At 49.6% G+C, this 23,761-nt stretch carries 22 protein-coding genes; 19 read left to right on the top strand and 3 right to left on the bottom strand.

The window, feature by feature from the left end:
- Window positions 1–116: 116 nt before the first annotated feature.
- Together OF158_RS06545 and OF158_RS06550 are read right to left on the bottom strand one after the other, a co-directional pair.
- Complete coding sequence (locus tag OF158_RS06545; protein ID WP_035181829.1) at window positions 117–1,091, bottom strand: bile acid:sodium symporter family protein; 975 nt, start codon at window positions 1,089–1,091, stop codon at window positions 117–119.
- A gap of 172 nt (window positions 1,092–1,263) precedes the next feature.
- The gene (locus OF158_RS06550; protein WP_035181827.1) at window positions 1,264–2,982 is read right to left on the bottom strand and encodes an Rqc2 family fibronectin-binding protein; all 1,719 of its coding nucleotides are present in this window, start codon (window positions 2,980–2,982) and stop codon (window positions 1,264–1,266) included.
- A 141-nt stretch (window positions 2,983–3,123) separates the two neighbouring features.
- Between OF158_RS06550 and OF158_RS06555 the strand changes: the two genes are divergently transcribed.
- From OF158_RS06555 to spoVM, 16 genes are all read left to right on the top strand, one after another.
- Window positions 3,124–5,805, top strand: a complete 2,682-nt coding sequence (locus OF158_RS06555; RefSeq protein ID WP_017551487.1) for a cation-translocating P-type ATPase — start codon at window positions 3,124–3,126, stop codon at window positions 5,803–5,805.
- A 221-nt stretch (window positions 5,806–6,026) separates the two neighbouring features.
- Window positions 6,027–6,902, top strand: coding sequence for a YicC/YloC family endoribonuclease (locus OF158_RS06560; RefSeq protein WP_014095507.1), 876 nt, complete (start codon window positions 6,027–6,029; stop codon window positions 6,900–6,902).
- Window positions 6,903–6,937: 35 nt separating this feature from the next.
- Complete coding sequence (remA, locus tag OF158_RS06565; protein ID WP_172653430.1) at window positions 6,938–7,204, top strand: extracellular matrix/biofilm regulator RemA; 267 nt, start codon at window positions 6,938–6,940, stop codon at window positions 7,202–7,204.
- Window positions 7,205–7,206: 2 nt separating this feature from the next.
- Window positions 7,207–7,821 carry a guanylate kinase gene (gene gmk, locus OF158_RS06570; RefSeq protein ID WP_014095505.1) on the top strand — a complete coding sequence of 205 codons (615 nt, stop codon included), beginning with the start codon at window positions 7,207–7,209 and terminating at the stop codon, window positions 7,819–7,821.
- Window position 7,822: 1 nt separating this feature from the next.
- Entirely contained in the window at window positions 7,823–8,029 is a 207-nt protein-coding gene (gene rpoZ / locus OF158_RS06575; protein WP_014095504.1) for a DNA-directed RNA polymerase subunit omega, read from the top strand.
- Between the two features lie 135 nt (window positions 8,030–8,164).
- Complete coding sequence (gene coaBC, locus OF158_RS06580; RefSeq protein ID WP_017551489.1) at window positions 8,165–9,376, top strand: bifunctional phosphopantothenoylcysteine decarboxylase/phosphopantothenate--cysteine ligase CoaBC; 1,212 nt, start codon at window positions 8,165–8,167, stop codon at window positions 9,374–9,376.
- Window positions 9,373–11,778: a primosomal protein N' gene (priA, locus tag OF158_RS06585; protein WP_035181826.1), complete on the top strand. Its 2,406-nt coding sequence runs from the start codon at window positions 9,373–9,375 to the stop codon at window positions 11,776–11,778. The genes coaBC and priA overlap by 4 nt, the downstream gene beginning before the upstream one ends.
- A gap of 19 nt (window positions 11,779–11,797) precedes the next feature.
- On the top strand, window positions 11,798–12,283 hold the full coding sequence (gene def, locus OF158_RS06590) for a peptide deformylase (RefSeq protein WP_035181825.1): 486 nt from the start codon (window positions 11,798–11,800) through the stop codon (window positions 12,281–12,283).
- Window positions 12,280–13,233 carry a methionyl-tRNA formyltransferase gene (fmt, locus tag OF158_RS06595; protein ID WP_035181823.1) on the top strand — a complete coding sequence of 318 codons (954 nt, stop codon included), beginning with the start codon at window positions 12,280–12,282 and terminating at the stop codon, window positions 13,231–13,233. Before def ends, fmt begins: the two co-directional genes overlap by 4 nt.
- Entirely contained in the window at window positions 13,226–14,569 is a 1,344-nt protein-coding gene (rsmB, locus tag OF158_RS06600) for a 16S rRNA (cytosine(967)-C(5))-methyltransferase RsmB (RefSeq protein WP_017551493.1), read from the top strand. The genes fmt and rsmB overlap by 8 nt, the downstream gene beginning before the upstream one ends.
- Window positions 14,570–14,616: 47 nt before the next feature.
- On the top strand, window positions 14,617–15,369 hold the full coding sequence (locus OF158_RS06605) for a Stp1/IreP family PP2C-type Ser/Thr phosphatase (protein ID WP_014095498.1): 753 nt from the start codon (window positions 14,617–14,619) through the stop codon (window positions 15,367–15,369).
- Window positions 15,369–17,465, top strand: coding sequence for a Stk1 family PASTA domain-containing Ser/Thr kinase (gene pknB, locus OF158_RS06610; RefSeq protein ID WP_035181809.1), 2,097 nt, complete (start codon window positions 15,369–15,371; stop codon window positions 17,463–17,465). The genes OF158_RS06605 and pknB overlap by 1 nt, the downstream gene beginning before the upstream one ends.
- A 165-nt stretch (window positions 17,466–17,630) precedes the next feature.
- Window positions 17,631–18,518 carry a ribosome small subunit-dependent GTPase A gene (gene rsgA, locus OF158_RS06615; RefSeq protein ID WP_019722004.1) on the top strand — a complete coding sequence of 296 codons (888 nt, stop codon included), beginning with the start codon at window positions 17,631–17,633 and terminating at the stop codon, window positions 18,516–18,518.
- Window positions 18,519–18,520: 2 nt separating this feature from the next.
- Complete coding sequence (gene rpe / locus OF158_RS06620; protein ID WP_014095495.1) at window positions 18,521–19,171, top strand: ribulose-phosphate 3-epimerase; 651 nt, start codon at window positions 18,521–18,523, stop codon at window positions 19,169–19,171.
- A gap of 104 nt (window positions 19,172–19,275) precedes the next feature.
- Window positions 19,276–19,932 (top strand): thiamine diphosphokinase, encoded by a 657-nt coding sequence (locus OF158_RS06625; RefSeq protein WP_014095494.1) that lies wholly within the window; start codon window positions 19,276–19,278, stop codon window positions 19,930–19,932.
- Between the two features lie 96 nt (window positions 19,933–20,028).
- Complete coding sequence (gene spoVM, locus OF158_RS06630; protein WP_017551496.1) at window positions 20,029–20,109, top strand: stage V sporulation protein SpoVM; 81 nt, start codon at window positions 20,029–20,031, stop codon at window positions 20,107–20,109.
- A gap of 127 nt (window positions 20,110–20,236) precedes the next feature.
- Here the strand turns inward: spoVM and rpmB are convergent, their stop codons facing one another.
- Entirely contained in the window at window positions 20,237–20,425 is a 189-nt protein-coding gene (gene rpmB / locus OF158_RS06635; protein WP_013859045.1) for a 50S ribosomal protein L28, read from the bottom strand.
- A gap of 269 nt (window positions 20,426–20,694) precedes the next feature.
- On the opposite strand from rpmB, the gene OF158_RS06640 reads away from it, so the two are divergent.
- The 3 genes from OF158_RS06640 (at window position 20,695) to sdaAB (ending at window position 23,699) form a co-directional block, all read left to right on the top strand.
- Window positions 20,695–21,057 carry an Asp23/Gls24 family envelope stress response protein gene (locus OF158_RS06640; RefSeq protein WP_017551498.1) on the top strand — a complete coding sequence of 121 codons (363 nt, stop codon included), beginning with the start codon at window positions 20,695–20,697 and terminating at the stop codon, window positions 21,055–21,057.
- Window positions 21,058–21,072: 15 nt separating this feature from the next.
- Window positions 21,073–22,758: a DAK2 domain-containing protein gene (locus OF158_RS06645; RefSeq protein WP_017551499.1), complete on the top strand. Its 1,686-nt coding sequence runs from the start codon at window positions 21,073–21,075 to the stop codon at window positions 22,756–22,758.
- 278 nt (window positions 22,759–23,036) lie between these two features.
- Window positions 23,037–23,699: an L-serine ammonia-lyase, iron-sulfur-dependent subunit beta gene (gene sdaAB / locus OF158_RS06650; protein ID WP_035181806.1), complete on the top strand. Its 663-nt coding sequence runs from the start codon at window positions 23,037–23,039 to the stop codon at window positions 23,697–23,699.
- Window positions 23,700–23,761: the final 62 nt, after the last annotated feature.

Raw genomic sequence — 23,761 nt, forward strand, 5'->3', positions numbered from 1 at the left:
GAAGGTCCTTCTTAACATAGAACGCATCATCCTCTTCTTGTTGCTTTCGCTTTTCATCATGTGTCCTTGTCATCGGTATCACTTTACCTGTCTTCGCAGGCCGTCCCCTCTTTTTCTCACATATGCTGGCTTGCGGCCGGTTTTGTGTCGGGATTGACTGCCTTTTTGTCTTTCATCCGGCTGTAGATGTTTGCGAGCAACGAACCGGACAAATTGTGCCAGACGCTGAAAATCGCGCTCGGGACGGCGGCAAGCGGGGAAAAATGCGCGGTGGCCAGCGCAACGCCGAGCCCGGAATTTTGCATGCCGACTTCCATCGAAACCGCTTTTTGCTTGGCAAGGTCCATCCCGCACAAACGGGCGAAGAAAAAGCCGATGATAAAGCCAAGCAAGTTATGCAAAATAACGACAGCAAAAACGAGTAAAGCCGTTTGTGCGATTTTTTCGGCGCTTCCGGCGACCACTCCCGCTACAATCAGCACGATCGCCACAACCGAGACAAGCGGCATCGCCTTTGCACCGGCGCGCGCCTGTTTGCCGAAAAACCTTTTCACGATAAACCTGAGCAAAAGCGGCACAATGATTACTTGGACAACTGAAAGGAATAAAGACAATACACTGACATGCACCCATTTGCTGGCAAATAGCAAGATTAAAAGCGGTGTGACAATCGGCGCAAGAATCGTGGACACGGAAGCGATCGCAACAGCAAGCGCCACATTTCCACGCGCGAGAAACACCATCACGTTCGAAGCCGTGCCGCTCGGGCAGCAGCCGACAAGGATGACGCCGATTGCAATATCTTTCGGCAAGTTGAGCCCGACTGCAAGCAGAAAAGCGATAAGCGGCATGATGACAAAATGGCCGATCACGCCGAGCGCCACCTCGAGCGGTTTTTTAAAAACTTCTTTAAAATCTGATAATTCAAGCGTCAGCCCCATGCCAAACATGACAATTCCCAATAACGGTACGATATAATTCCCAATCCACGCAAAATGCTGGGGTAAAAAATAAGCGATGACTGCAAAAATCAGCACCCATACGGTGAACGTTTTTCCTGCAAACGCGCTGATTTTTTCTAAAGTTGCCATGTGAAGACCTCCAAATATAAATTGTTTTCTAAAATGATCTGACAAAATAAATTAAGGCAGTTATTTCAATATTTTGGGATTTATTTAGATCATTCACTCCCGAAAGCGTTTTTTTGCCAAAAAAAACAGCGCAGGCCCAGTCCTGCGCTGTTTACAACCTATTCCGTGTTTTTCATGCATCCTTCGTTTTTTTCATGGCCAGCACTTTGTCGACATCCGGTGTGACATAAACGGTTTGCTGGTTCTCGTAAATGACAAACCCGGGTTTTGCGCCGTTCGGTTTTTTCACGTAGCGCACTTTTGTATAATCGACCGGGACGGAAGCGGACTGGCGCGCTTTGCTGAAATAAGCGGCAAGTGTTGCGGCTTCCAAAATCGTTTCCGGCGCCGGGTTTTTGCTGCGGATGACAACATGCGACCCGGGAATGTCTTTTGTGTGAAGCCAGATTTCATCGCGGGCGGCGACCCGGTTTGTCAAATAATCGTTTTGCTTGTTGTTCTTTCCAACAAGCATTTCCGTACCATCCGATGCCTCGTATTTTTCGAGGGCGATTTTGTTTGCATTTTTCCGCCGGACGCGGATGTGCCGTTTTTTCAAATAACCTTCTTCTTCCAGCTCTTCGCGGATTTCCCCGATATCTTTCGGGGAGGCCGTTTCAAGCTGCTGGAGGAGGTTTTCAAAATACAGCACTTCATCCCGAGCCTTTTTGATCTGTTCACGCACGGCGACTTGTGCATGCTTTGCTTTCTGGTAGCGAGAAAAATAGCTTTGCGCATTTTCCGCAGGGGTTTTCAGCGGATCAAGCGGAATTTCAACCATTGCCCCGTCCTCATCGTAATAGTTTTGCACTTTCACTTTGTCCATGCCTTTTTTTACGGCGTACAAATTGGCTGTCAATAGTTCGCCGTACAGCTGGAACTGTTCGGCGTTTTGCGCTTCCGCAAGCGTGGCTTCCAGCTTTTTGATTTTGCTTTCGTTTTTCTCCAGTTCATTTTTCACATACCGCTCAAGATCGTGGCCTTTTTGCTTGACGCGGTCACGTTCGGCTTTACCGGCATAAAAACGGTCAAGCAGCGCGCTTAAAGTCGGAAAAGTTTTGACTTCGCCTTCAAGAGACGTAAGCGGGATCATGTAGAACGATTCTTTTTGCGTGCCAATGATCATCACTGGCTGGAGGTCAAACTTTTTAATCGGCTCCATAACAGACAAAAACGCGTCCGTGACTGCTTCCGGATTCGAAAACTTCGCCCGGTGCATGATTTCTTTCGCCAAAAGAGGAGAGACGCCGGCAAATTGCGCGACAATCTGCTTGTCCATTTTCCCGCTGTTCCAGTCAAGCGCTGCTGTGACATCCTCTTTTGCCGCTTCAAGTGGGTTCCGTTTGTGCTGCTCGGGGGGCATAACATATTCATGCCCGGGGAGAATCGTCCGGTACGTATTAACAGCCGGCGGGACATGTTTGATGCTGTCCATGATCAGGTTCCGCTCTTTGTCGACCAAGATGATATTGCTGTGGCGGCCCATGATTTCCACGTACAGCTGTTTAAAGGAAATATCCCCGATTTCGTTCCGGCTTTTGATGTCAAAGACAACAACACGGTCAAGGCCGGCCTGGTGAATATCCTCGATCACGGCACCTTCCAGATGTTTTCTTAAAAGCATGCAAAACATCGGCGGGTCCTGCGGGTTGTCAAACGGTTCATCCGTCAGCTGAATGCGCGCATAGGCCGGGTGTGCTGACAAAAGCAGCCGCCTGTTTTTTCCGTTTGCACGCACCACAAGGACCAGTTCATTCTGGTACGGCTGGTGGATTCTGTTAATCCGCCCACCTTTTATCGTATCAACAAGTTCTTTTACCATCGCTCTTGTAAATAATCCGTCAAATGACATATCGCATTCCTCAATTCTTTCGCGCATGCATAAAGCATTGCGTCAGTCGTTGGCATGTTAAATTATATCATTTTTTTGGACAGGGCTGAATATGTTGCTATTAAGACAATAATGGGCAGAAGCAGGGGAGAGTGTATTTTCATGATGTTTCACGAAATGAGTGAAAAAGAAGTAGAACAGGAATTCGGAACTGATCTGGAAAAAGGGCTCACCGAAAAAGAAGCGGAAAAAAGAATCAGGCAGTACGGCTTTAATGAACTGGAAGAGGCGGAAAAGGAATCTGCCCTTATGCTCTTTCTCAGCCAGTTTAAAGATTTTATGACGCTCGTCCTGCTTGCCGCAACCGTGATTTCCGGATTTTTAGGCGAATATGTCGACGCGGTCGCCATCATCGCCATTGTATTGATTAACGGGTTTCTCGGCTTTTTTCAGGAGCGGCGGGCCGAGAAATCGCTTGAAGCATTAAAAGAACTTTCCGCACCGCAAGTCAATGTACGAAGAAACGGGCGATGGGTAAAAATCCCTTCCAAAGAAGTGACGCTTGGTGATATTTTAAAATTTGAAAGCGGGGACCGGGTTGGCGCCGATGTCCGGATTGTAAAGGCCAATAATCTTGAAATTGAAGAGTCGGCGTTAACCGGAGAGTCCATCCCTTCCCAGAAATCAACGGAACCGATTCCTGTGGAAAATGCGGGCCTTGGCGATTTGCATAATATGGCGTTTATGGGGACAATGGTAACGCGCGGCAACGGCATCGGCATTGTCACCGGCATCGGGATGCAGACGGCAATGGGGGAAATTGCCGATATGATTCAAAACGCCGAAGCGATGGCGACCCCTTTGCAAAGAAGGCTCGAGCAACTGGGAAAAATTTTAATCGTGGTGGCGCTGCTTTTAACCCTCCTTGTTGTTCTTGTCGGCGTCTGGCACGGGCATGACTTGTATTCCATGTTTCTGGCGGGGGTTTCGCTCGCGGTTGCGGCGATTCCGGAAGGCCTGCCGGCGATTGTGACGATCGCATTATCGCTCGGTGTCCAGCGCATGATCCGGAAAAACGCGATCGTCCGGAAACTGCCGGCTGTGGAAACGCTTGGCTGTGCGTCTGTCATCTGCTCGGATAAAACCGGCACAATGACGCAAAACAAAATGACAGTCACTCATTTATGGAGCGGGGGAAAGACGTGGAAAGTGTCCGGGACGGGCTATGAGCCGAAAGGGATTTTTACGGACAATGGCGCGGAAATCCACCCGTTAAAGGAAAAAAGCGTCTACCAGCTGTTGACGTTCGGGCTATTATGCAACCATGCCGAATTGAAAGTGAAAAACAAAGAATATATCATAGACGGCGACCCGACGGAAGGCGCGCTCCTCGTTTCTGCCCTGAAGGCCGGTTTAACGAGGGAATTACTGCTGAAAGATTTTACGATTGAACAGGAATTTCCATTTGATTCAACGCGGAAAATGATGAGCATGGTGATCCGTGACAAACACGGCAAACGGTTTGTGATCACAAAAGGCGCGCCGGATGTGCTGCTCGGGGTAAGCCGGTCGGTGCTCTGGAACGGCAGGGAACAATCGTTTGATCCGGAAACACGGAGAAAAGTAGAGAAAGCGGTCGAATCTTTGGCTGCCCAGGCGCTCCGGACGATCGCCATCGCATTCAAGCCGCTTGCAGCAGGCGAAACGGCAAAAAACGAACAAGAGGCGGAGAAAAATTTGATTTTTCTCGGCGTCCAGGGAATGATCGATCCGCCGCGGCCGGAAGTCAGACAAGCCATTAAAGAATGTAAGGAAGCGGGCATCCGGACGGTGATGATTACGGGCGACCATGCTGTGACCGCAAAAGCAATTGCAAGACAGCTCGGGATTTTGCGCACAAGCCGTGAAAAAGTGGTGGACGGCGCGATGCTGAACGAACTGACGGTGGATGAGCTGGAAGACGTGATTGACGAAGTTTCCGTATTTGCACGTGTATCGCCGGATCATAAACTGAAAATCGTCAAAGCTTTCCAAAACCGCGGGGCAGTCGTCGCCATGACAGGAGACGGCATCAATGACGCACCGGCCATAAAAACGGCCGATATCGGCATCTCGATGGGCATAACCGGAACCGATGTCGCAAAAGAAGCGTCCTCGCTCATTTTGCTCGATGACAATTTTGCGACGATTAAAGCGGCGATCCAGGAAGGCCGCAATATTTACGAAAATATCCGGAAATTCATCCGTTACCTGCTCGCTTCCAATGTCGGCGAAATTCTGGTCATGCTGTTTGCGATGCTTTTGTCCCTGCCGCTTCCCGTCGTTCCCATCCAAATTCTGTGGGTCAATCTCGTAACGGATGGGCTGCCGGCGATGGCGCTCGGCCTCGACCAGCCGGAAGAAGATGTGATGAAGCGGAATCCGCGCCATCCGCGTGAAGGGGTGTTTGCGCGCGGGCTCGGCTGGAAAGTGATTTCGCGCGGTTTTCTGATCGGAATTGCGACATTGGCCGCTTTTGTGACCGTATATTACCAGCATCCTGACCGGCTTCCTTATGCCCAAACGATTGCATTTGCAACGCTTGTCCTTGCTCAGCTGATCCATGTGTTTGACTGCCGCAGCGAACGCTCGGTGCTTGCACGCAACCCGTTTGGAAACGTCTATCTTGTGCTTGCTGTTTTGTCATCGGTGTTGCTTATGCTTGCCGTGATTTATGTTCCGGCCCTCCAGCCGGTTTTCCATACGCTTCCGATTTTGCCGAAAGACTGGCTGCTCGTCCTCTGCATGAGTGCGATTCCGACATTTTTGCTTGCGGGGACCTATTATTTAAGAAAAAAACCTTAAATTATGCTATAATCTTAAAAGTAATAGGGGATCCTCTATTACTTTTTCTTTTGGCGAAGTTTCCCCCGGCGCTCCGGTTAAGATTTTCTTTCCTAATTGAACGGGGCGCGGTATAATCTCCGTAAAAGCTTTTTTGATTGAGCCAGGAAAAGGCGCGATGAAAGCCGTGAAGGTTAAAACCGGCGCGACGGTAGATGTAAGAAGAGATTGGGCGTGAGAAGATGGTCTTAAGCATGACGGGCTATGGCAGAGGCCGCCGAAAGACGCAGCAGTTCAGTGTGACAGTTGAGATCAAGTCTGTCAACCATCGCTTTTGCGAATATCAGATCAGGATGCCGAAGCAGCTTGTCAAAGTGGAAGAAGAGTTGAAAAAAATCATCGGGAACTATGTGCAGCGGGGTCGTATTGACGTGTTTGTCACCATTGCCGGTGAAGGGCTTGTCAAACGCAGGCTGCGGGTCGACTGGGATTTGCTGGACGAATACCACCGGTTTTTAAGCCGGATCCGTGAGCAATACGGAATTGAATCAGGTTTTGGCATTCGCGAGTTATTAAACCGCGAAGATTTAGTTACAATAGAAGAAATAGAGGAAGATAATGAAGAAATCCTCACCCTTGTCTTGGAAGCCTGCAAAGAGGCGGCCGGGCAGTTGCGGCTTATGCGCGAAAAAGAAGGTTCCCTGCTCAAAGCCGATTTGGAAAAACATCTCCAAACGATTTCAAAGCAGGTGGACGATATCAAAACAGAGGCGCAGTCGCTCGTTTCTACATACCGATTCAAACTTGAAAAGCGGATGCAGGAGCTATCAGGCGGCCGGCTGGATGAAGCGAGGCTCGTCCAGGAAGCGGCGCTGTTTGCCGACAAATCCGATATCCATGAAGAAGTAACAAGGCTTGAGAGCCACTTGATTCAATTTGGCGAAACGTTGGCGCTTGATGAGCCAATTGGCAGAAAACTGGATTTCATGATCCAGGAGATGAACAGGGAAGTGAACACGATCGGATCAAAAGCAAATGCTTCCGGTATTTCAACAGCCGTTGTTGAGCTCAAAACGGTCCTTGAGAAGATGCGCGAGCAAGTGCAGAATATAGAATGATTCGCGCGAAGTCAATTGTATGCGAGCGGGAGAGGATGCAGGTGGTAAAACTCATTAATATCGGCTTTGGCAATATCATTTCGGCAAACCGCATCATTTCCATTGTAAGCCCGGAATCAGCGCCGATTAAGCGGCTCATTCAGGATGCACGCGAGCGTGGCACTTTAATCGATGCGACATACGGCAGAAAAACCCGGGCAGTGGTAACGATGGACAGCGGCCATGTGATTCTCTCCGCAGTTCAGCCGGAAACAGTGGCGCACCGTGTTACGGACGGGGAAACAGATGGCGAGGAGGTATAGCGTTGAAGAAAAAAGGATTGCTCATTGTGTTATCCGGTCCGTCCGGTGTCGGGAAAGGGACCGTACGGAAAGCCATTTTTTCGCAGCCGGATACGAAATTTGAATATTCCATCTCAATGACGACGAGAAAACCGCGGGAAGGTGAAATCGACGGGGTGGATTATTTTTTCAAAGAACGCGAAGAATTTGAAGAACTGATCAGGCAGGGAAAACTGCTGGAGTACGCGGAATATGTCGGCAATTATTACGGGACACCTGTCGATTATGTGAAGGAAACATTGGAAGCGGGAAAAGATGTGTTTCTCGAAATTGAAGTGCAGGGCGCACGGCAGGTCCGCGAAAAATTTCCGGACGGCTTATTCATTTTTCTTGCGCCGCCAAGTTTGTCCGAACTGGAATTGAGGATTACGCAGCGCGGGACGGAAACAGCCGAAAGGATTCGCGACCGGATGGAAAAAGCCCGCAAAGAAATCGAAATGATGAATTTATATGATTACGTCGTGGAAAATGATACAATAGAAAACGCCTGCGAAAAAATCAAAGCCATTGTCGTCGCGGAACATTGCCGGACGACACGCGTTGCGAAGCTGTATAAAAAAATTCTGGAGGTTGAATAAGATGCTTTATCCTTCCATTGATGAACTATTGAAAATTATCGATTCAAAATATTCCCTTGTCACGATCGCGGCAAAACGCGCCCGCCAGCTGCAGGACGAGCATAACGAAGTACTTGAAAAATATGTTTCCGATAAAAATGTCGGCAAGGCGCTTGAAGAAATTTATGTCGGCGTCCTCCGGATCAAACACGATGGAACAGCTTCTTAAGGCATCCTGGCGCGATCATACGGAAAATCACAGAGCAGGGACTGGCGGATATGGCGTCAGCCCTTTTTCTTATATTTGCTTTTTTGTTAGAATGGTCGTAAGGAGTTTGACTGAGATTTTACAGGGGGCATATGGATGCTTGGAAAAAATATACTATTGTGCGTAACCGGCGGGATTGCCGTCTTTAAAGCGGCTGCGCTCACAAGCAAGCTGGCGCAGTCCGGCGCACATGTGAAAGTCATCATGACGGAATCCGCCTGCAAGTTTGTGGCGCCGTTAACGTTTCAGGCGCTTTCCCGGAATGAAGTGTACACCGATACATTTGATGAGAAACACCCGGAAAAAATTGCCCATATTGATCTTGCAGACTGGGCGGATCTTGTCCTCGTTGCGCCGGCCACCGCTAATATTATTGGAAAATTGGCGAACGGAATAGCGGATGATATGGTCTCGACCACGATTCTCGCCACGACCGCGCCGGTATGGGTGGCGCCGGCGATGAATGTCCATATGTATGGCCACCCGGCTGTCCGCCGGAACCTGGAAACGCTTGGAAGCTTCGGCTACCGGCTGATCGAGCCTGCGGATGGGCATCTCGCATGCGGCTATACCGGAAAAGGAAGATTGGAAGAACCGGAGAACATCGTGGCGCTTTTGAAAGATTTTTTCAGCGGTGGCGGACCAAAACCGTTGTCCGGGAAAACGGTTTTAGTGACAGCCGGCCCGACGATTGAAAAAATTGATCCTGTTCGCTTTCTTTCAAACCGTTCGTCCGGAAAAATGGGATTTGCGCTTGCCGAAGAAGCGGCCAATATGGGGGCAAACGTTTTGCTTGTCACAAGTGTGGACAATCTGACACCGCCCGCCGAAACGGAAATCATCAAAGCGGAGAGCGCAGAGGAGATGTATCATGCGGTTATGGGCCGCTACAAAGAAGCGGATATCATCATTAAAAGCGCAGCCGTGGCAGACTACACGCCGGTCCGTGTTTTTGATAAAAAAATGAAAAAACAGCCGGGCAACCTGACGCTGGAATTGAAACGGACAAAAGATATTTTAAAAGAACTCGGCGAAAGGCCGGACAAGCCTTTTCTCGTCGGCTTTGCCGCGGAAACCGATAATCTCGAAAACTATGCGCGCGACAAAATGGAACGGAAGCGTGCGGATATAATTGTTGCCAATGATGTGAGCCGGGAAGGCGCCGGCTTTGCCGGTGATACCAATATCGTGACCATTTTTAAACGCGACGGCTCGAAACGGGAACTCCCGCTGCTTTCCAAGCATGAGGCGGCAAGGGAAATTTTGCGCGAAATCTGCCGCGAGATCGAAAAGGGCGAAAAGAAATGAAGATTGCAAATGTGATTGTCGATATACCGGCAATGCAGACAGATAAATATTTTGATTACCGGATCCCGGAAAAATGGGAAACGGCCATTCAGCCGGGAATGCGCGTCATTGTCCCGTTCGGCCCGCGTACGATCCAGGGATTTGTTGCGGGCATAAAAGACCGTTCAGAAGTGAAGAACTTGCGTGAAATCATTGCGCCGCAGGATTTGGCCCCGGTTTTGAATGCGGAGCTGCTTGCGCTCGGGGACTGGCTTGCGAAGGAAACGCTTTGCCTGAAAATCTCCGCTTACCAGGCGATGCTGCCGGCTGCGATGAAGGCAAAATATGAAAAACGCATCAAAAGGCAGGACGGGGGCGCCAACCCTTTTCTTGACGAAGTGTTTAAGGGTCATGACGAAATCAGCTGGAAAGAAGCACAGCAAAAGGGCTTTCTGCCGTTTCTGCAAAAAGAAGCGAAAAACGGATCGGTGGAAGTCGTGTATGAAGTCAAAAGCAAAGCCAATAAGAAAACGGTCCGGCTTATTTTCTGCCCGCTGTCCAAAGACGAGCTTGAAAAACGGATGGAAGAAGTGCCGAAAAATGCACCGAAGCAAAAGCAGGTGCTGCAATTTTTCCTGGAAAATCCGGATGCTAAGATGGCTTCTCCCGAACTGGCAGAAACAGCCGGCGTATCGCGGGCGGTTATCAAAACATTGCTTGAAAAAGGATGGTTGGAAGAAAAACAGGAAGAATCGTACCGCGATCCGTATGCCGGCCGCCAATTTCAAAAGAGCGTGCCACATGCTTTAACTGCGGAGCAGAAGCAGGCAATCGGCCCGGTCCTTTCCGCTGTCCGCGAAAACAGAAATGAAACGTTTTTGCTTTTTGGCGTAACCGGTAGCGGAAAAACGGAAATTTATCTCCAGTCGATACAGGAAGTGCTGAACCAGGGAAAAGAGGCGATTGTCCTTGTGCCGGAAATTTCTCTTACGCCGCAAATGGTGAACCGTTTTAAAAGCCGTTTCGGCAAAGACGTGGCGGTTTTGCACAGCGGCTTATCGGTCGGCGAAAAATACGATGAATGGCGGAAAATTACCCGCAAAGAAGCGAAAGTGGTCGTCGGGGCGCGGTCGGCGATTTTTGCCCCGCTTGAAAATCTTGGCATCATTATTATTGATGAAGAACATGAAAACAGCTACAAACAGGAGGACAACCCGCGCTACCATGCGAGGGACGTCGCCCTTTTCCGGAGCAAAAACCACCATTGCCCGGTCATACTCGGCAGCGCCACCCCGTCGCTTGAATCATTTGCCCGCGCGCAAAAAGGGGTCTATACTTTGCTGAAAATGGGAAAACGGATGAACAACCACCCGCTTCCCGAAGTTTCAATTGTCGATATGCGCGAAGAATTGCGCGCAGGCAACCGTTCCATGTTCTCAAGAGAGCTTTTTGAAAAATTGAAAGACCGTCTGGAGAAAAAACAGCAAACTGTGCTGCTGCTGAATAAAAGGGGATACTCTTCCTTTGTCATGTGCCGGGACTGCGGGTATGTGCAGCAATGCCCGAACTGTGATATCTCGCTTACCTATCACCGCTCTACAAACGAAATGAAATGCCATTACTGCGGTTACGAGACGTTTGTGCCCGCAACATGCCCGGAATGCGGGAGTTCCCATATTCGTTATTTCGGAACAGGGACGCAGAAAGTGGAAGAGGAACTGGGGCGGCTGTTGCCCGAAGCACACGTGATCCGGATGGATGTCGATACAACCGGCCACAAAGGGGCACATGAACGGATGCTGCAAAGCTTTGCAAACGGGGAAGCCGATATTTTGCTCGGGACGCAGATGATTGCAAAAGGGCTCGATTTCCCAAATATTACGCTTGTCGGCGTGCTGAATGCGGACACGATGCTCCATTTGCCCGATTTCAGGGCGTCTGAAAAAACGTTTCAGCTTTTAACGCAAGTAAGCGGGCGCGCGGGGCGGCACCAGCTGGAAGGCGAGGTTGTTGTCCAAACCTATACCCCCGAACATTACAGCATCCAATTTGCAGGGGAACAGGACTATGAACGCTTTTACCGCCAGGAAATGAGAATGCGGAAAGTGGGCGCCTATCCTCCTTTTTACTATCTCACCCTGATTACGGTCAGCCATGAAAATGTGATGAAAGCCATGTCCGCAGCCGAAAAAATCGCAGGTTTTATGCGGAACCGGGTGTCGGGCGGAAGCGTGATTTTAGGCCCTTCGGCATGCCCGGTACCCCGTGTGAAAAATAGATATCGTTACCAATGTCTGATAAAATACAAACGGGAACCGCGGCTCAATGAAACATTATCTGTTTTGCTGGAACATTTCCAGCACCAGATTGCCTCGGAAGGATTAAGCATCGCGGTCGATGTCAATCCTAATATGATGATGTAACAGGAACGAGTGATTCGAAATGATGGAGATTGTAAAATATCCTGCCGCTATTTTGGAGGAAAAATGCAAACGGGTCACGGCATTCGGCCCGTCTTTAAAAGCGGTACTGGATGAAATGTATGAAACGATGCTTGAAGCGGACGGGGTCGGCCTTGCCGCCCCGCAAGTCGGCATCAACCAGCAAATCGCCGTTGTCGATACCGGGGATGAAACAGGCCGGATTGACCTCATCAATCCGAAAATCGTAACAAGGCGCGGGGAACAGACGGATGTCGAAGGCTGCCTGAGTTTTCCCGGCGTTTATGGGACGGTTTCGCGCGCCCATTATGTGAAAGTAAAAGCACAGGATGCAAACGGAAGGGCGTTCACCATTGAAGCGGAAGATTTCCTTGCCCGCGCTTTGCAGCATGAAATCGACCATCTGCACGGCGTTTTGTTTACGTCCAAAATCATTGATTATGTGGATGAGGAAGACTTGGTTTTTGAGGAGGCCGATGCCGAATGACGAAAGTGGTGTTTTTGGGAACGCCGGATTTTGCCGTGCCGGTTTTACAGACTTTGATCCGCGACGGGTACGAGGTCATTGGCGTTGTGACGCAGCCGGATAGGCCGGTTGGCAGAAAACAGGTTTTAACCCCTCCGCCTGTAAAACGGGAGACGGAAAAGCACGGCATTCCGGTTTTTCAGCCGGAAAAATTGCGCGAGCCGGAAAGCCTCGCCCGTATTTTGGCGCTCAAACCGGATGTTGTGGTTACATGCGCATACGGGCAGATTTTGCCGAAAGCATTGCTTGATGCGCCCCCGTTCGGCTGCATCAATGTCCATGCGTCACTGCTGCCGGAACTGCGTGGCGGGGCGCCGATCCATACGGCTATTTTACAAGGGAAGAAAAAGACCGGCGTCACCATTATGTACATGGCGGAAAAACTCGATGCCGGCGACATTTTCAGCCAGCGGGAAGTCGAAATTGAAGAAACCGATGATGCCGGCACCCTCCATGACAAGCTGAGCAAAGCGGGCGCTGTGCTTTTATCCGAAACGCTTCCGAAAATCTTGGCAAAAGAAGTGACGCCGGTGCCGCAGGATGAACAGAAGGCGACGTTTGCCCACAATATTACGCGCAGCCAGGAAAAAATCGATTGGAAAAAACCGGGGGAAGTCATTTACAACCAAATCAGGGGGCTGTGCCCGTGGCCGGTTGCCTACACCGTGCTTGGCGGAAAGACGTTTAAAATATGGAAAAGCGAAAAAGTGCCGCTTTCTGAGCAGGCGGAGCCGGGCACCATCGTCACGATAGAAAAAGACGGGATCGTGGTCGCAACGGGCAACACAACCGGCATTAAAGTGACGGAACTGCAACCTGCCGGGAAGAAACGGATGGCGGTTGCACAATTTTTAAACGGTTCAGCGGGCGGCCTTGCACCCGGAATGAAATTTGGAGATGAAGATGAGTAAAGATCGGAAAAATGTCCGTGAAGCGGCGCTTGAACTTTTGGAGGCAGTGGAGAAAAACGAGTCGTACAGCAATTTGCTGCTTGACCGCTATATTGAAAAATACCGGTTCCACGGTCCTGACCGGGCGCTGCTTACGGAAATCACTTATGGCACGTTGCAGAGAAAACAGACACTGGACTATTTTCTCGCCCCGTTTTTGCGCAAAAAAATTGAAAATTGGGTGCGGATTTTGTTGCGCTTGTCTTTATATCAAATGGTATACTTAGATAAAATCCCTGACCGCGCGATTATTTTTGAAGCGGTGGAGATCGCCAAAAAACGGGGCCACCGCGGGATTTCCGGAATGGTCAACGGCGTTTTGCGCGCCATCCAGCGCGGGGGGCTCAGAAGTTTAAAGGAAATAGAAGACCCGCTTGAAAGATTATCGGTGGCAACGAGCCATCCGCACTGGCTTGTGGCAAGATGGGCGGAAGCTTACGGCTATAAAACGACGAAAGAAATGTGTGAAGCAAACCTGATTCCGCCGTTACAGACAGCAAGGGTGAACCTGAACCGGGCATCCGTGGAAGAAGTCATCGAAAAACTGGAGCGGGAAGGGTTTACCGTTGAGCGGAGCCCGGTTATTCCGGAAGCTGTCCGCTCACGAAAAGGCAATCTTGCCCGCTCGGCATGCTTTAAAGAAGGGCTCTTCACCATCCAGGATGAAAGTTCGATGGCGGTTGCCTATGCGCTTTGCATCCAGGAAGGCCAGCGGATTCTGGACGCTTGTGCGGCACCGGGCGGAAAAACGACCCATATTGCGGAAAAGTTAGAAGGAACGGGAGAAGTTGTCGCGCTCGATCTCCATCCGCATAAAGTAAAACTGGTTCAGGAAAATGCAGAGAGGCTCGGTACCGGACAGGTCGAAGCGATTGCGATGGACAGCCGGGATGCAGGCGCCCGTTTTGAAAAAAATACTTTTGACCGCATTCTTGTCGACGCGCCGTGCACAGGTTTTGGCGTGCTGCGACGGAAACCGGATATCAAATATGCGAAAACCGTTGACGATATCCATGCGCTAAAGCAGGTCCAGCTTTCGATTTTATCGGGCGTGTCGGAACTGTTAAAACCGGACGGCATCCTTGTTTTCAGCACGTGCACCGTTGACCGGAAAGAAAACGAAGGGACGATTGAAACATTTTTGCAGGAACATCCGGAATTTGAACCGTATCCGCTGCACGTCCCGGAAGCAATGGAATCTTGCGTTGACGGATACCGGATGCAGATTTTTCCGCAGGACTTCGGCGGGGACGGATTTTTCATCGCCAGCATCCGCAAAAAGGCCGGTAAAGCATAGGTTTGCCTGATGATAAACACGTCAAAGAGTATGAAGGTGGGGGTATAATGGAATCTGTCTACAAAACGGACAAGGGCAGAGTAAGGCAGCATAACGAAGACAGTGGGGGAGTCTTTGAAAATGCCGGCGGTGATCTCCTTGCGATTGTTGCGGATGGCATGGGCGGCCATCGTGCGGGTGACATTGCGAGCGGCATGACGGTGCAATGTTTTAAAGAAGCGTTTGAAAAATTCGGCCCGGTTGCCGATGCGGAGTCCGCGGAGGCGTGGCTTTCCGAGACGATCGGCGAGGTGAATGCCCGTTTATTTGAACATGCCGCCCATCACCCTGAATGCGAAGGAATGGGCACCACACTGGTTGCAGCGGTCTGCACCGAAGGCTTTATTTCCATCGCCAATATCGGAGACAGCCGCGGCTATATTTTTAATGAAAACGGCTTCCAGCAGCTGACGGAAGATCATTCGCTGGTCAATGAACTGGTCAAAACCGGCCAGATTTCAAAAGAAGACGCCGAAAATCACCCACATAAAAATGTGATCCTGAAAGCGCTCGGGACGGAAGATTCGATCTCGCCCGACTTAAAAACGATTGTATTTGAAGAAAATGATACTTTGCTGCTTTGTTCAGACGGCCTGTCGAATAAAGTGCCGACGGAAGTGATGAAAGAAGTGCTGGAAAAAGATCTGCCGCTTGGGGAGAAAGCGGACATGCTCGTGGATTATGCCAATGAAAACGGTGGGGAAGACAATATTACGATTGTGCTTCTTTCGTCCGGCCGCAATAAAGGCGGGTGCCCTTAATGTTAATCGGAAGACGGATCAGCGGCCGCTATAAAGTCAAAAGCCTGATCGGCGGCGGCGGCACGGCAAACGTCTATCTGGCCCGCGATATGATTTTGGACCGTGATGTGGCCGTCAAAGTGCTGCGCCCGGATTTTGCAAATGAGCCGGAGTTTATCCAACGTTTTCACAGGGAGGCCCAATCGGCAACGAGCCTGGTCCATCCGAATATTGTCAGTATTTATGATGTTGGCGAAGAGGACGATTTAAATTATATCGTCATGGAAAATGTCGAGGGCATGACGTTAAAACAATACATACAGCAAAACGGCCCGGTTTCCGTTGAGAAAACGCTGGACATTATGGGACAGCTTGCAGCGGCGATCGCACATGCCCATGACAACCATATTATCCACCGTGACATTAAGCCGCAAAATATTTTAATCAGCCATGACGGCGTTGTGAAAATTACGGACTTCGGGATTGCCATGGCTTTATCCGCTACTTCAATCACCCGGACAAATGCCGTGCTCGGTTCGGTCCATTATCTTTCCCCCGAGCAGGCAAGGGGCGGTGTTGCCACATATAAATCGGATATATACGCACTCGGCATCGTGATGTTCGAGCTTTTAACGGGAAGGCTTCCTTTTTCCGGGGAATCTGCCGTTTCCATTGCTTTAAAACATTTGCAAAGCGAGACGCCGTCGCCGAAAAGGTGGAATCCCGATATTCCCCAAAGTGTTGAAAATATTGTTTTAAAAGCAACGGCGAAAGATCCGTTTTACCGTTATAACAGCACCGAAGAAATGGGGGAGGATATCCGCACCGCACTCCTGCCGGAAAGGCTGAATGAACCGAAATTTGTTATCCCGGAAGACGAAGATCAGACGAAAATTATGCCGGTGATTTCCGAAGTGGCTGCCGGCCCCGACCGGAATGAAGAAACCATTATCGCAAATCCGGCCGGAGAAAATGAAAAGGAAAAGAAACCGGACACAAAGCGGGACAAAAAAGAGAAAAAACGGCGGAAAAAATGGCCGTTCGTTGTCGGCACCCTTGCCTTTCTGGTCGTGCTTGCCGGCCTTGCCGCCTTGTTGCTGCCGTCCCTGCTCGGCCCGAAAACCGTCAGCGTCCCGTCAGTATCAGGCAAAACGGCGGATGCTGCTGCCGCCGTGCTTACGGCGCATGGTCTGAAAACCGGGGAGAAGATTAAAACAACAAGCGAAACGGTACCAAAGGGGCAGGTGATCAAAACGGATCCCGAAGCCGGGGAAAAAATCAAAGAGGGGACAAAAGTTTCCCTTTATATCAGCACGGGAAAAGAAACATTTACCCTGTCCGATTATACCGGCAGGCAGTTTGACGATGTCGTGAATTTATTGACTGGGGAACATTTTAAAGACATCGATAAAGAAGAAGTATACGATGACAGTGCGCAAGGGACCATTATATCACAGGATCCCGCGCCCGATAAAAAAGTGGTGCCCGAAAGCACGGTGCTTACCTTTACTGTAAGCAAAGGCCCGGAAATTTATGCAGTCGGGGATTTAACTGGATTTTCAAAAAAACAGCTGGACGCATATGAAAAAACATCCGGTTTTTCCATTGAATATGCCGGAAAAGATTATTCGGATACCGTGAAAAAGGACCATGTCATTTCGCAATCCCCGCAGCCGGGAACCGAGCTGAAAAAAGGCTCGGTCGTAAAAGTGACCATCAGCAAAGGACAGAAAGAAATGCCGCCAAAGACGGTCACAAAGGAAGTAACGATCCCGTATGAGCCGGACACGGATTCCGCCGGGAGCACAAATGAAAACAATAGCGAAAGTTCCGGGTCGGACGGAAACAGCCAGTCCGGTGACAGCAACAGCGAATCAAACGGAAACGATTCCGGCGGCAAAACAGATGCATCTGCACAAGAAAACCCGAAACAGGAAGTGCAAATTTTTATTGAAGACATGAACCATTCGATGTCCGCACCTGTTCAAACGTTTGAGATTACGAAAACGGTGAAAAAACAGCTGGAGTTCACGATTGAATACGGGAAAGAGGCGACATACAAAATCATGAGGGATGGCAAAGTCATCGCCGAAGAGACCGTTCCGTATCCAAATTAAGAAAACGCGGGCGTCCCATCCTTAGGCGAGAGCAGCGCCGTCGTTGCATTTATGCGTTAGGAAAGTAGAAATTGAAAAATTTATCCTTTCTTAACTGAGAAAGCGCCGGGCCGTAACCCGGCGCCTCCCCTGGTTTGAAAATGTCGGAGAGATGGAGGTGGATGTATGGCAGAAGGAAAAATCATCAAGGCTTTAAGCGGCTTTTACTATGTGAAAAATCGTGAAGACGGCGAAATTTACCAATGCAGGGGCAGAGGTGTCTTCCGGAAAAGGAAAATCACCCCGCTCGTCGGGGACCATGTCGAATTCCAAAAAGAAAACGGGCGGGAAGGTTATATTTTGGACATCGGCGAAAGAAAGAATGAACTCGTCCGTCCACCGATTGCCAATGTGGATCAGGCTGTTTTGGTTTTTTCCGCAAAAGAACCAGCCTTTTCTACGCTGCTTTTGGACCGTTTTTTAGTCCCAATTGAAAAGAACCTGATTCGGCCGCTTATTCTGATCACAAAATGCGATCTCTTGGGCGCGGATGAAAAAGAAAAGCTGCTCGAGACGCTTGCAGTATACCGGCAAATCGGTTACCCGGTTATTTTGTCGTCGGCGAAAGCAGGCGAAGGGGCAGATGCTTTGCTTTCGGCATTGAAAGGAAAAATCACCGTCTTTTGCGGCCAGTCCGGAGTGGGGAAAACGTCCATTCTCAACCGTCTGGACCCTGCTTTGGGTTTAAAAACAAATGAAATTTCCACGCATCTGGGCAGAGGGAAGCACACTACCCGCCATGTTGAACTATTGCCGGTCGGAGGCGGGCTCGTCGCGGATACGCCGGGTTTCAGCTCACTCGACTTCGCCGGCGTGGAATTCACGGAGCTCGGGGCCTATTTTCCGGAAATCAGTGAAAAATCGGCCGGCTGCAAGTTCCGTGGCTGTCTGCATGAAAACGAGCCGCATTGTGCGGTAAAAGCCGCTTTGGCCGAAGGGGAGATCGCTTCATTCCGGTACAGCCATTACATCCAGTTTCTTCAGGAAATTAAAAACAGAAAGCCGAGGTATTGACGATGGTAAAAATCGCACCTTCTATTTTGTCTGCAAATTTTGCAAAACTGGGAGAGGAAATTAAAGATGTGGAGGAAGGCGGGGCGGACTGGATCCATATTGATGTAATGGACGGCCATTTTGTGCCGAACATTACGATGGGGCCGCTCGTTGTTGGGGCGGTGCGGCCGGTCACAAAGCTTCCGCTCGACGTCCATTTAATGATTGAAAATCCGGACCAGTATTTGGAAGCTTTTGCGAAAGCAGGGGCGGATACAATTTCTGTCCATGTGGAAGCGTGCAGGCATCTCCACCGGACGATCCAGGAAATCCGGTCCCTTGGTGTAAATCCCGGCGTTGTCTTAAATCCCGCCACACCGGTCGAATGGATTGCGCCCATACTGGGGGATGTCGGCCTTGTATTGCTGATGACGGTCAATCCCGGGTTTGGCGGACAGGCTTTTATTGAATCCGTTGTCCCGAAAATTGAAAAACTGCACCGTTTAAAAAAAGAGCAGGGGCTTGCATTTGACATTGAAGTCGACGGCGGCATCCATCCGGAAACAGCGCAAAAATGCACACAGGCCGGTGCAACGGTGCTGGTTGCGGGCTCCAATATTTTTAAAAGCAAGAACCGGAAAAAAGCGATCCAGGCATTAAAATACGGGCAGTAAAACAACAGCCGGGGTTCATCCGGCTTTTTCTGCATGAAAAACCCGCGGGGAGTGGACAAAGCATCAGGTTGTCTTAAATCCGTCGTATAAAAGGGGAATGAGGCATGGAAAAGAAAATCTATATTTTAGCAGGCGGCCCGCCCGAAAATGTACCGGATCTTGCGCCATATGCGGAGGACAAACGAGCGGCATGGGCAGGTGTAGACAGGGGCGTGCTGCATTTGCTTAAACAAGGGATCATCCCGGAAATGGCCTTTGGCGACTTTGATTCTGTCAATCAGGAAGAATGGGACTGGATCAACCGGAAACTTGAGCATATTCGCAAATTCCAGCCCGAAAAAGATGAGACCGATATGGAGCTGGCCTTGATGTGGGCAATCAGCCAGGATCCGGATGTGATCCGCATTTTTGGTGCTACCGGCGGACGGCTCGATCATGCTTTTACCAATGTCCTTTTACTTGTACATGAAAAAGCTTTGCAATTTAAAGGAAAAATAGAAATGATCGACAGGCAGAATCTCGTGGAAATGTTTTTGCCCGGAACTTATACGATTGAAAAAATGGATGCGTATCCGTATGTTTCTTTTCTCCCGTTGACGGAAGAGGTAGAAGGGATCTTTTTAACCGGATTTAAGTATCCGCTTGAAAACCGGCATATTGTAAGGGGCACCACCCTTTGTGTCAGCAATGAACTAATCCGTGATTTTGGTACTTTTTCTTTTTCAAGCGGCATATTAATGATGGTAAGAAGCCATGATTAATGATATTTCATGAACAAGCAGGCTGTATCCTTTTCGCTTACGCATGAATATAATGTGCGGGAGACCCGGATTGTATTTGAATGGGGAGGGACATACATGAAATTTTATACGATTAAACTGCCTAAATTTTTGGGCGGTATTGTCAGGGCCATGCTGGGGACTTTTAAAAAAGGATAAGAGATAAAATGGACGCATGGCGGTTCGTGGGGCAGTTCATTCTACACAGCGGGAAAATCGGCGGCGCGCCGGTTTTTTTTGCCGCAAAAAAAACAGGAAACCGGATACCCGGTTTCCTGTTTTTGCATTATACACGTTCGACTTTCCCGGATTTCAAAGCGCGAGCGGAAACCCAGACGCGTTGCGGTTTGCCGTCCACCAGAATGCGCACTTTTTGCAAGTTCGCTTTCCAGGTGCGTTTGTTTGCGTTCATGGCGTGAGAACGTTTATTGCCGGATACCGTTTTACGTCCGGTAATTGCACATTTTTTTGGCATTGTATTCCCTCCTCCTGTTGCGAAGCAGAAATAGAACATATTTATGCTTTCATCTCTTCATTTTTCGTTAAAAATTCACTATAATAATTTATCATATTGGAAGACACAATGCAAGTCCTGCCGGTGAGTATACATGCAGAGCACCCTGTTTTGTGGTAAACTATAACAATGCAGTCCTGCTCTGCTTTCCATGTACCCTGTCTTATAGTACAATGGCGATAGCAGGTCAAATCCGGTTTGGAAACAGTGAAGATAAGGGGGAGCGATTTATGCCGATTGAAATAAATACGCATTACGGACAAATTGATATATCGAATGAAGTCGTCGCCACAATTGCAGGAGGTGCCGCCATTGACTGTTTCGGCATTGTCGGAATGGCCTCGAAAAATCAAATAAAAGACGGCATTACAGAAATCCTGCGCAAAGAAAACTTCTCGAGGGGCGTTATTGTGCGTCAACAGGATGAAAAAGTGGAAATTGACATGTATATTATTGTGGGCTACGGGACAAAAATTTCCGAAATCGCCCGCAACGTCCAGCAGAAAGTAAAATATACGCTGAATCAAACAGTCGGCTTATCAGTTGACGCCATTAATATTTACGTTCAGGGCGTGCGTGTCGCGAACCCGTAACGAGGAGGAAATTTTGTGGTTACATCACTGGATGGAAAGCGTTTTGCAGAAATGGTCATACAAGGGGCGAACCATCTTGCGGCAAATGCCAAAACGGTTGACGCCCTGAATGTATTCCCTGTCCCTGATGGCGATACGGGAACAAATATGAATTTAACGATGACTTCCGGTGCAAAGGAAGTGCAAAAAAATGTCCAGGCGCATATCGGGTCCGTTGCCGCAAGTTTTGCAAAAGGGCTGCTGATGGGCGCGCGGGGCAATTCGGGCGTGATTTTATCCCAGCTGTTCCGCGGCTTCTCCAAATCGATTGAAACAAAAGCGCATATTTCCGCAAAAGAGTTTGCAGCGGCTTTTCAGGCCGGGATCGAGAGCGCTTTTAAGGCGATCATGAAGCCGGTTGAAGGAACGATTCTCACCGTTGCAAGGGAAGCGGCCAAAAAAGGCGTGCAAACGGCGAAAACCGAAAAGGATCTGGCGGCAGTCATGGAAGCGATCCTCGGGGAAGCGAAAACGACGCTGAGCCGGACGCCGGACATGTTGCCGGTGTTAAAAGAAGTCGGCGTGGTCGACAGCGGCGGCCAGGGGCTTGTTTTTATTTATGAAGGCTTTCTTGCCGAGTTAAAAGGGGAAGAGCTGCCGGATACACCGTCCGTCATGCCGTCAATGGACGAGCTCGTAAACGCCGAACACCATAAGCATGTGCAGGACTTTATGCGTACGGAAGATATCAAATATGGGTACTGCACGGAAATCATGGTCAGGCTCGACCGCTCGAAACCGTCCGCCAAGACATTCTCGGAGGAGCGGTTCCGCAGTGATATGAGCCGTTTCGGGGATTCCCTCCTGGTCATTTCGGATGATGATATCGTGAAAGTCCATGTCCACACTGAGCGCCCGGGTGATGTTTTGAACTACGGCCAGCAATACGGCAGCCTCATTAAGTTAAAAGTGGACAATATGCGCGAGCAGCACAGCGCGATAGTGGGCGAAACGCATCATGCGCTTGTTGGCGAAAACGGAGCGGAACAGGAGAAAAAAGAAAAGAAAGATTACGGTGTGATTACGGTTGCCATGGGGGACGGAATCGCTGCGCTGTTTAAAAGCATCGGCGCCGATGTTGTCATTGAAGGCGGCCAGACGATGAACCCGAGCACCGAGGACATATTGAAAGCCATTGAAGAGGCAAACGCAAAACAAATCATCATTTTACCGAACAATAAAAATATTGTCATGGCAAGCGAGCAGGCAGCGGAACTAGCGGAAGAAAAAGTGGCTATTGTCCCGTCTAAAACCGTGCCGCAGGGAATGGCGGCGCTGCTCGCATTTAACCCCGGACAGCCGTTTGACAAAAACGTCCAAGCAATGGAAGAAGCGCTCGGCCGCGTGAAATCCGGCCAGGTTACCAATGCGGTCAGGGATACGAATATTGACGGCATCTCCATCAAAAAAGGGGATTATATGGGGATTTACGAAGGGAAAATCGTCAAAACGAGCCCTGCCCTGTTGGAAGCATCCGGGCAGCTGCTTTCGCACATGATCGGCGCGGAAGATGAAATTGCCACCGTCATATACGGAAAAGATGTCAGCAAGGAACAGGTAAACGAACTCGTTTCCTATATTGAAACCAACTGGCCGGAGATAGAAATCGAAGTCCATGAAGGCAGGCAGCCGTTATATTCCTTTATTTTGGCAGTGGAATAAGATTGCTTGCCCGCATATTATAAAAAGAGCTTGCTGAATACGAAAAAATGCACCATCCGCTGCTGTTTGTTTTCATCTGTTGCAGCGCTTTCAAGTGCAAAGCTTTCATCCATTCTTTTTTGGTAAAAAGGTTCCAGTTCGGGCGAGCCGGCCGAACCAACCCGGTTTTGCCCGGCAAACTTTAAAATCAGCACAACGGCGGGTGCGGCCTGAAAAACGGGGCGCACCCACCAAGATTGAAATCGCGAAAAAACACAATAATGTGGGTGTGATGCGCAATGAAATATAAAAGTGTTTTTGATATTATCGGCCCGGTGATGATCGGGCCCTCGAGCTCCCATACAGCAGGTGCCGCGCGCATCGGTCGGGTGGCGAGAAGCTTATTCGGCAGGCAGCCACAGTGGGCAGACATCCATTTTTACGGATCGTTCGCGACCACCTATAAAGGTCACGGCACAGACGTTGCCATTGTCGGCGGCCTGCTCGATTTTGACACGGATGATGAACGGATCAAATCTTCTCTTCAGATTGCGGAACAGCACGGACTTTCGGTAAAGTTTTTCGTGGAAAGCGCCGTCACGGATCACCCGAACACGGTAAAGATCCGGATGGGCGACGCATCGGGAGATATGGAACTGACCGGTATCTCAATCGGCGGCGGAAAAATTGAAGTGACAGAACTGAGCGGCTTTGAACTGCATTTATCCGGCCACCATCCGGCTGTGCTCGTCGTTCACCAGGATCGCTACGGGGCGATTGCGGCCGTATCCAATATTTTATCAGCACATGAAATCAATATCGGCCATATGGAAGTATCGCGCAAAGAAGCCGGAAAGATGGCCTTGATGGCTATCGAAGTGGACCAGAATCTCGATGACGCCGTCATTGAAGAGATGAAGCAGCTCCCGAATATTACCCAGGTTGCAAGAGTTGTAGATTAATAGTGAGAAAAAAGCGCAGCTGCTAAGCAGGTGGCGCTTTCTTTTGGCTGTCTTTAAAAAAT

Origin of the sequence: Weizmannia sp. WK01, assembly GCF_025905465.1 — a bacterium.
Classification (GTDB): Bacteria; Bacillota; Bacilli; order Bacillales; family Bacillaceae_C; genus Weizmannia; species Weizmannia faecalis.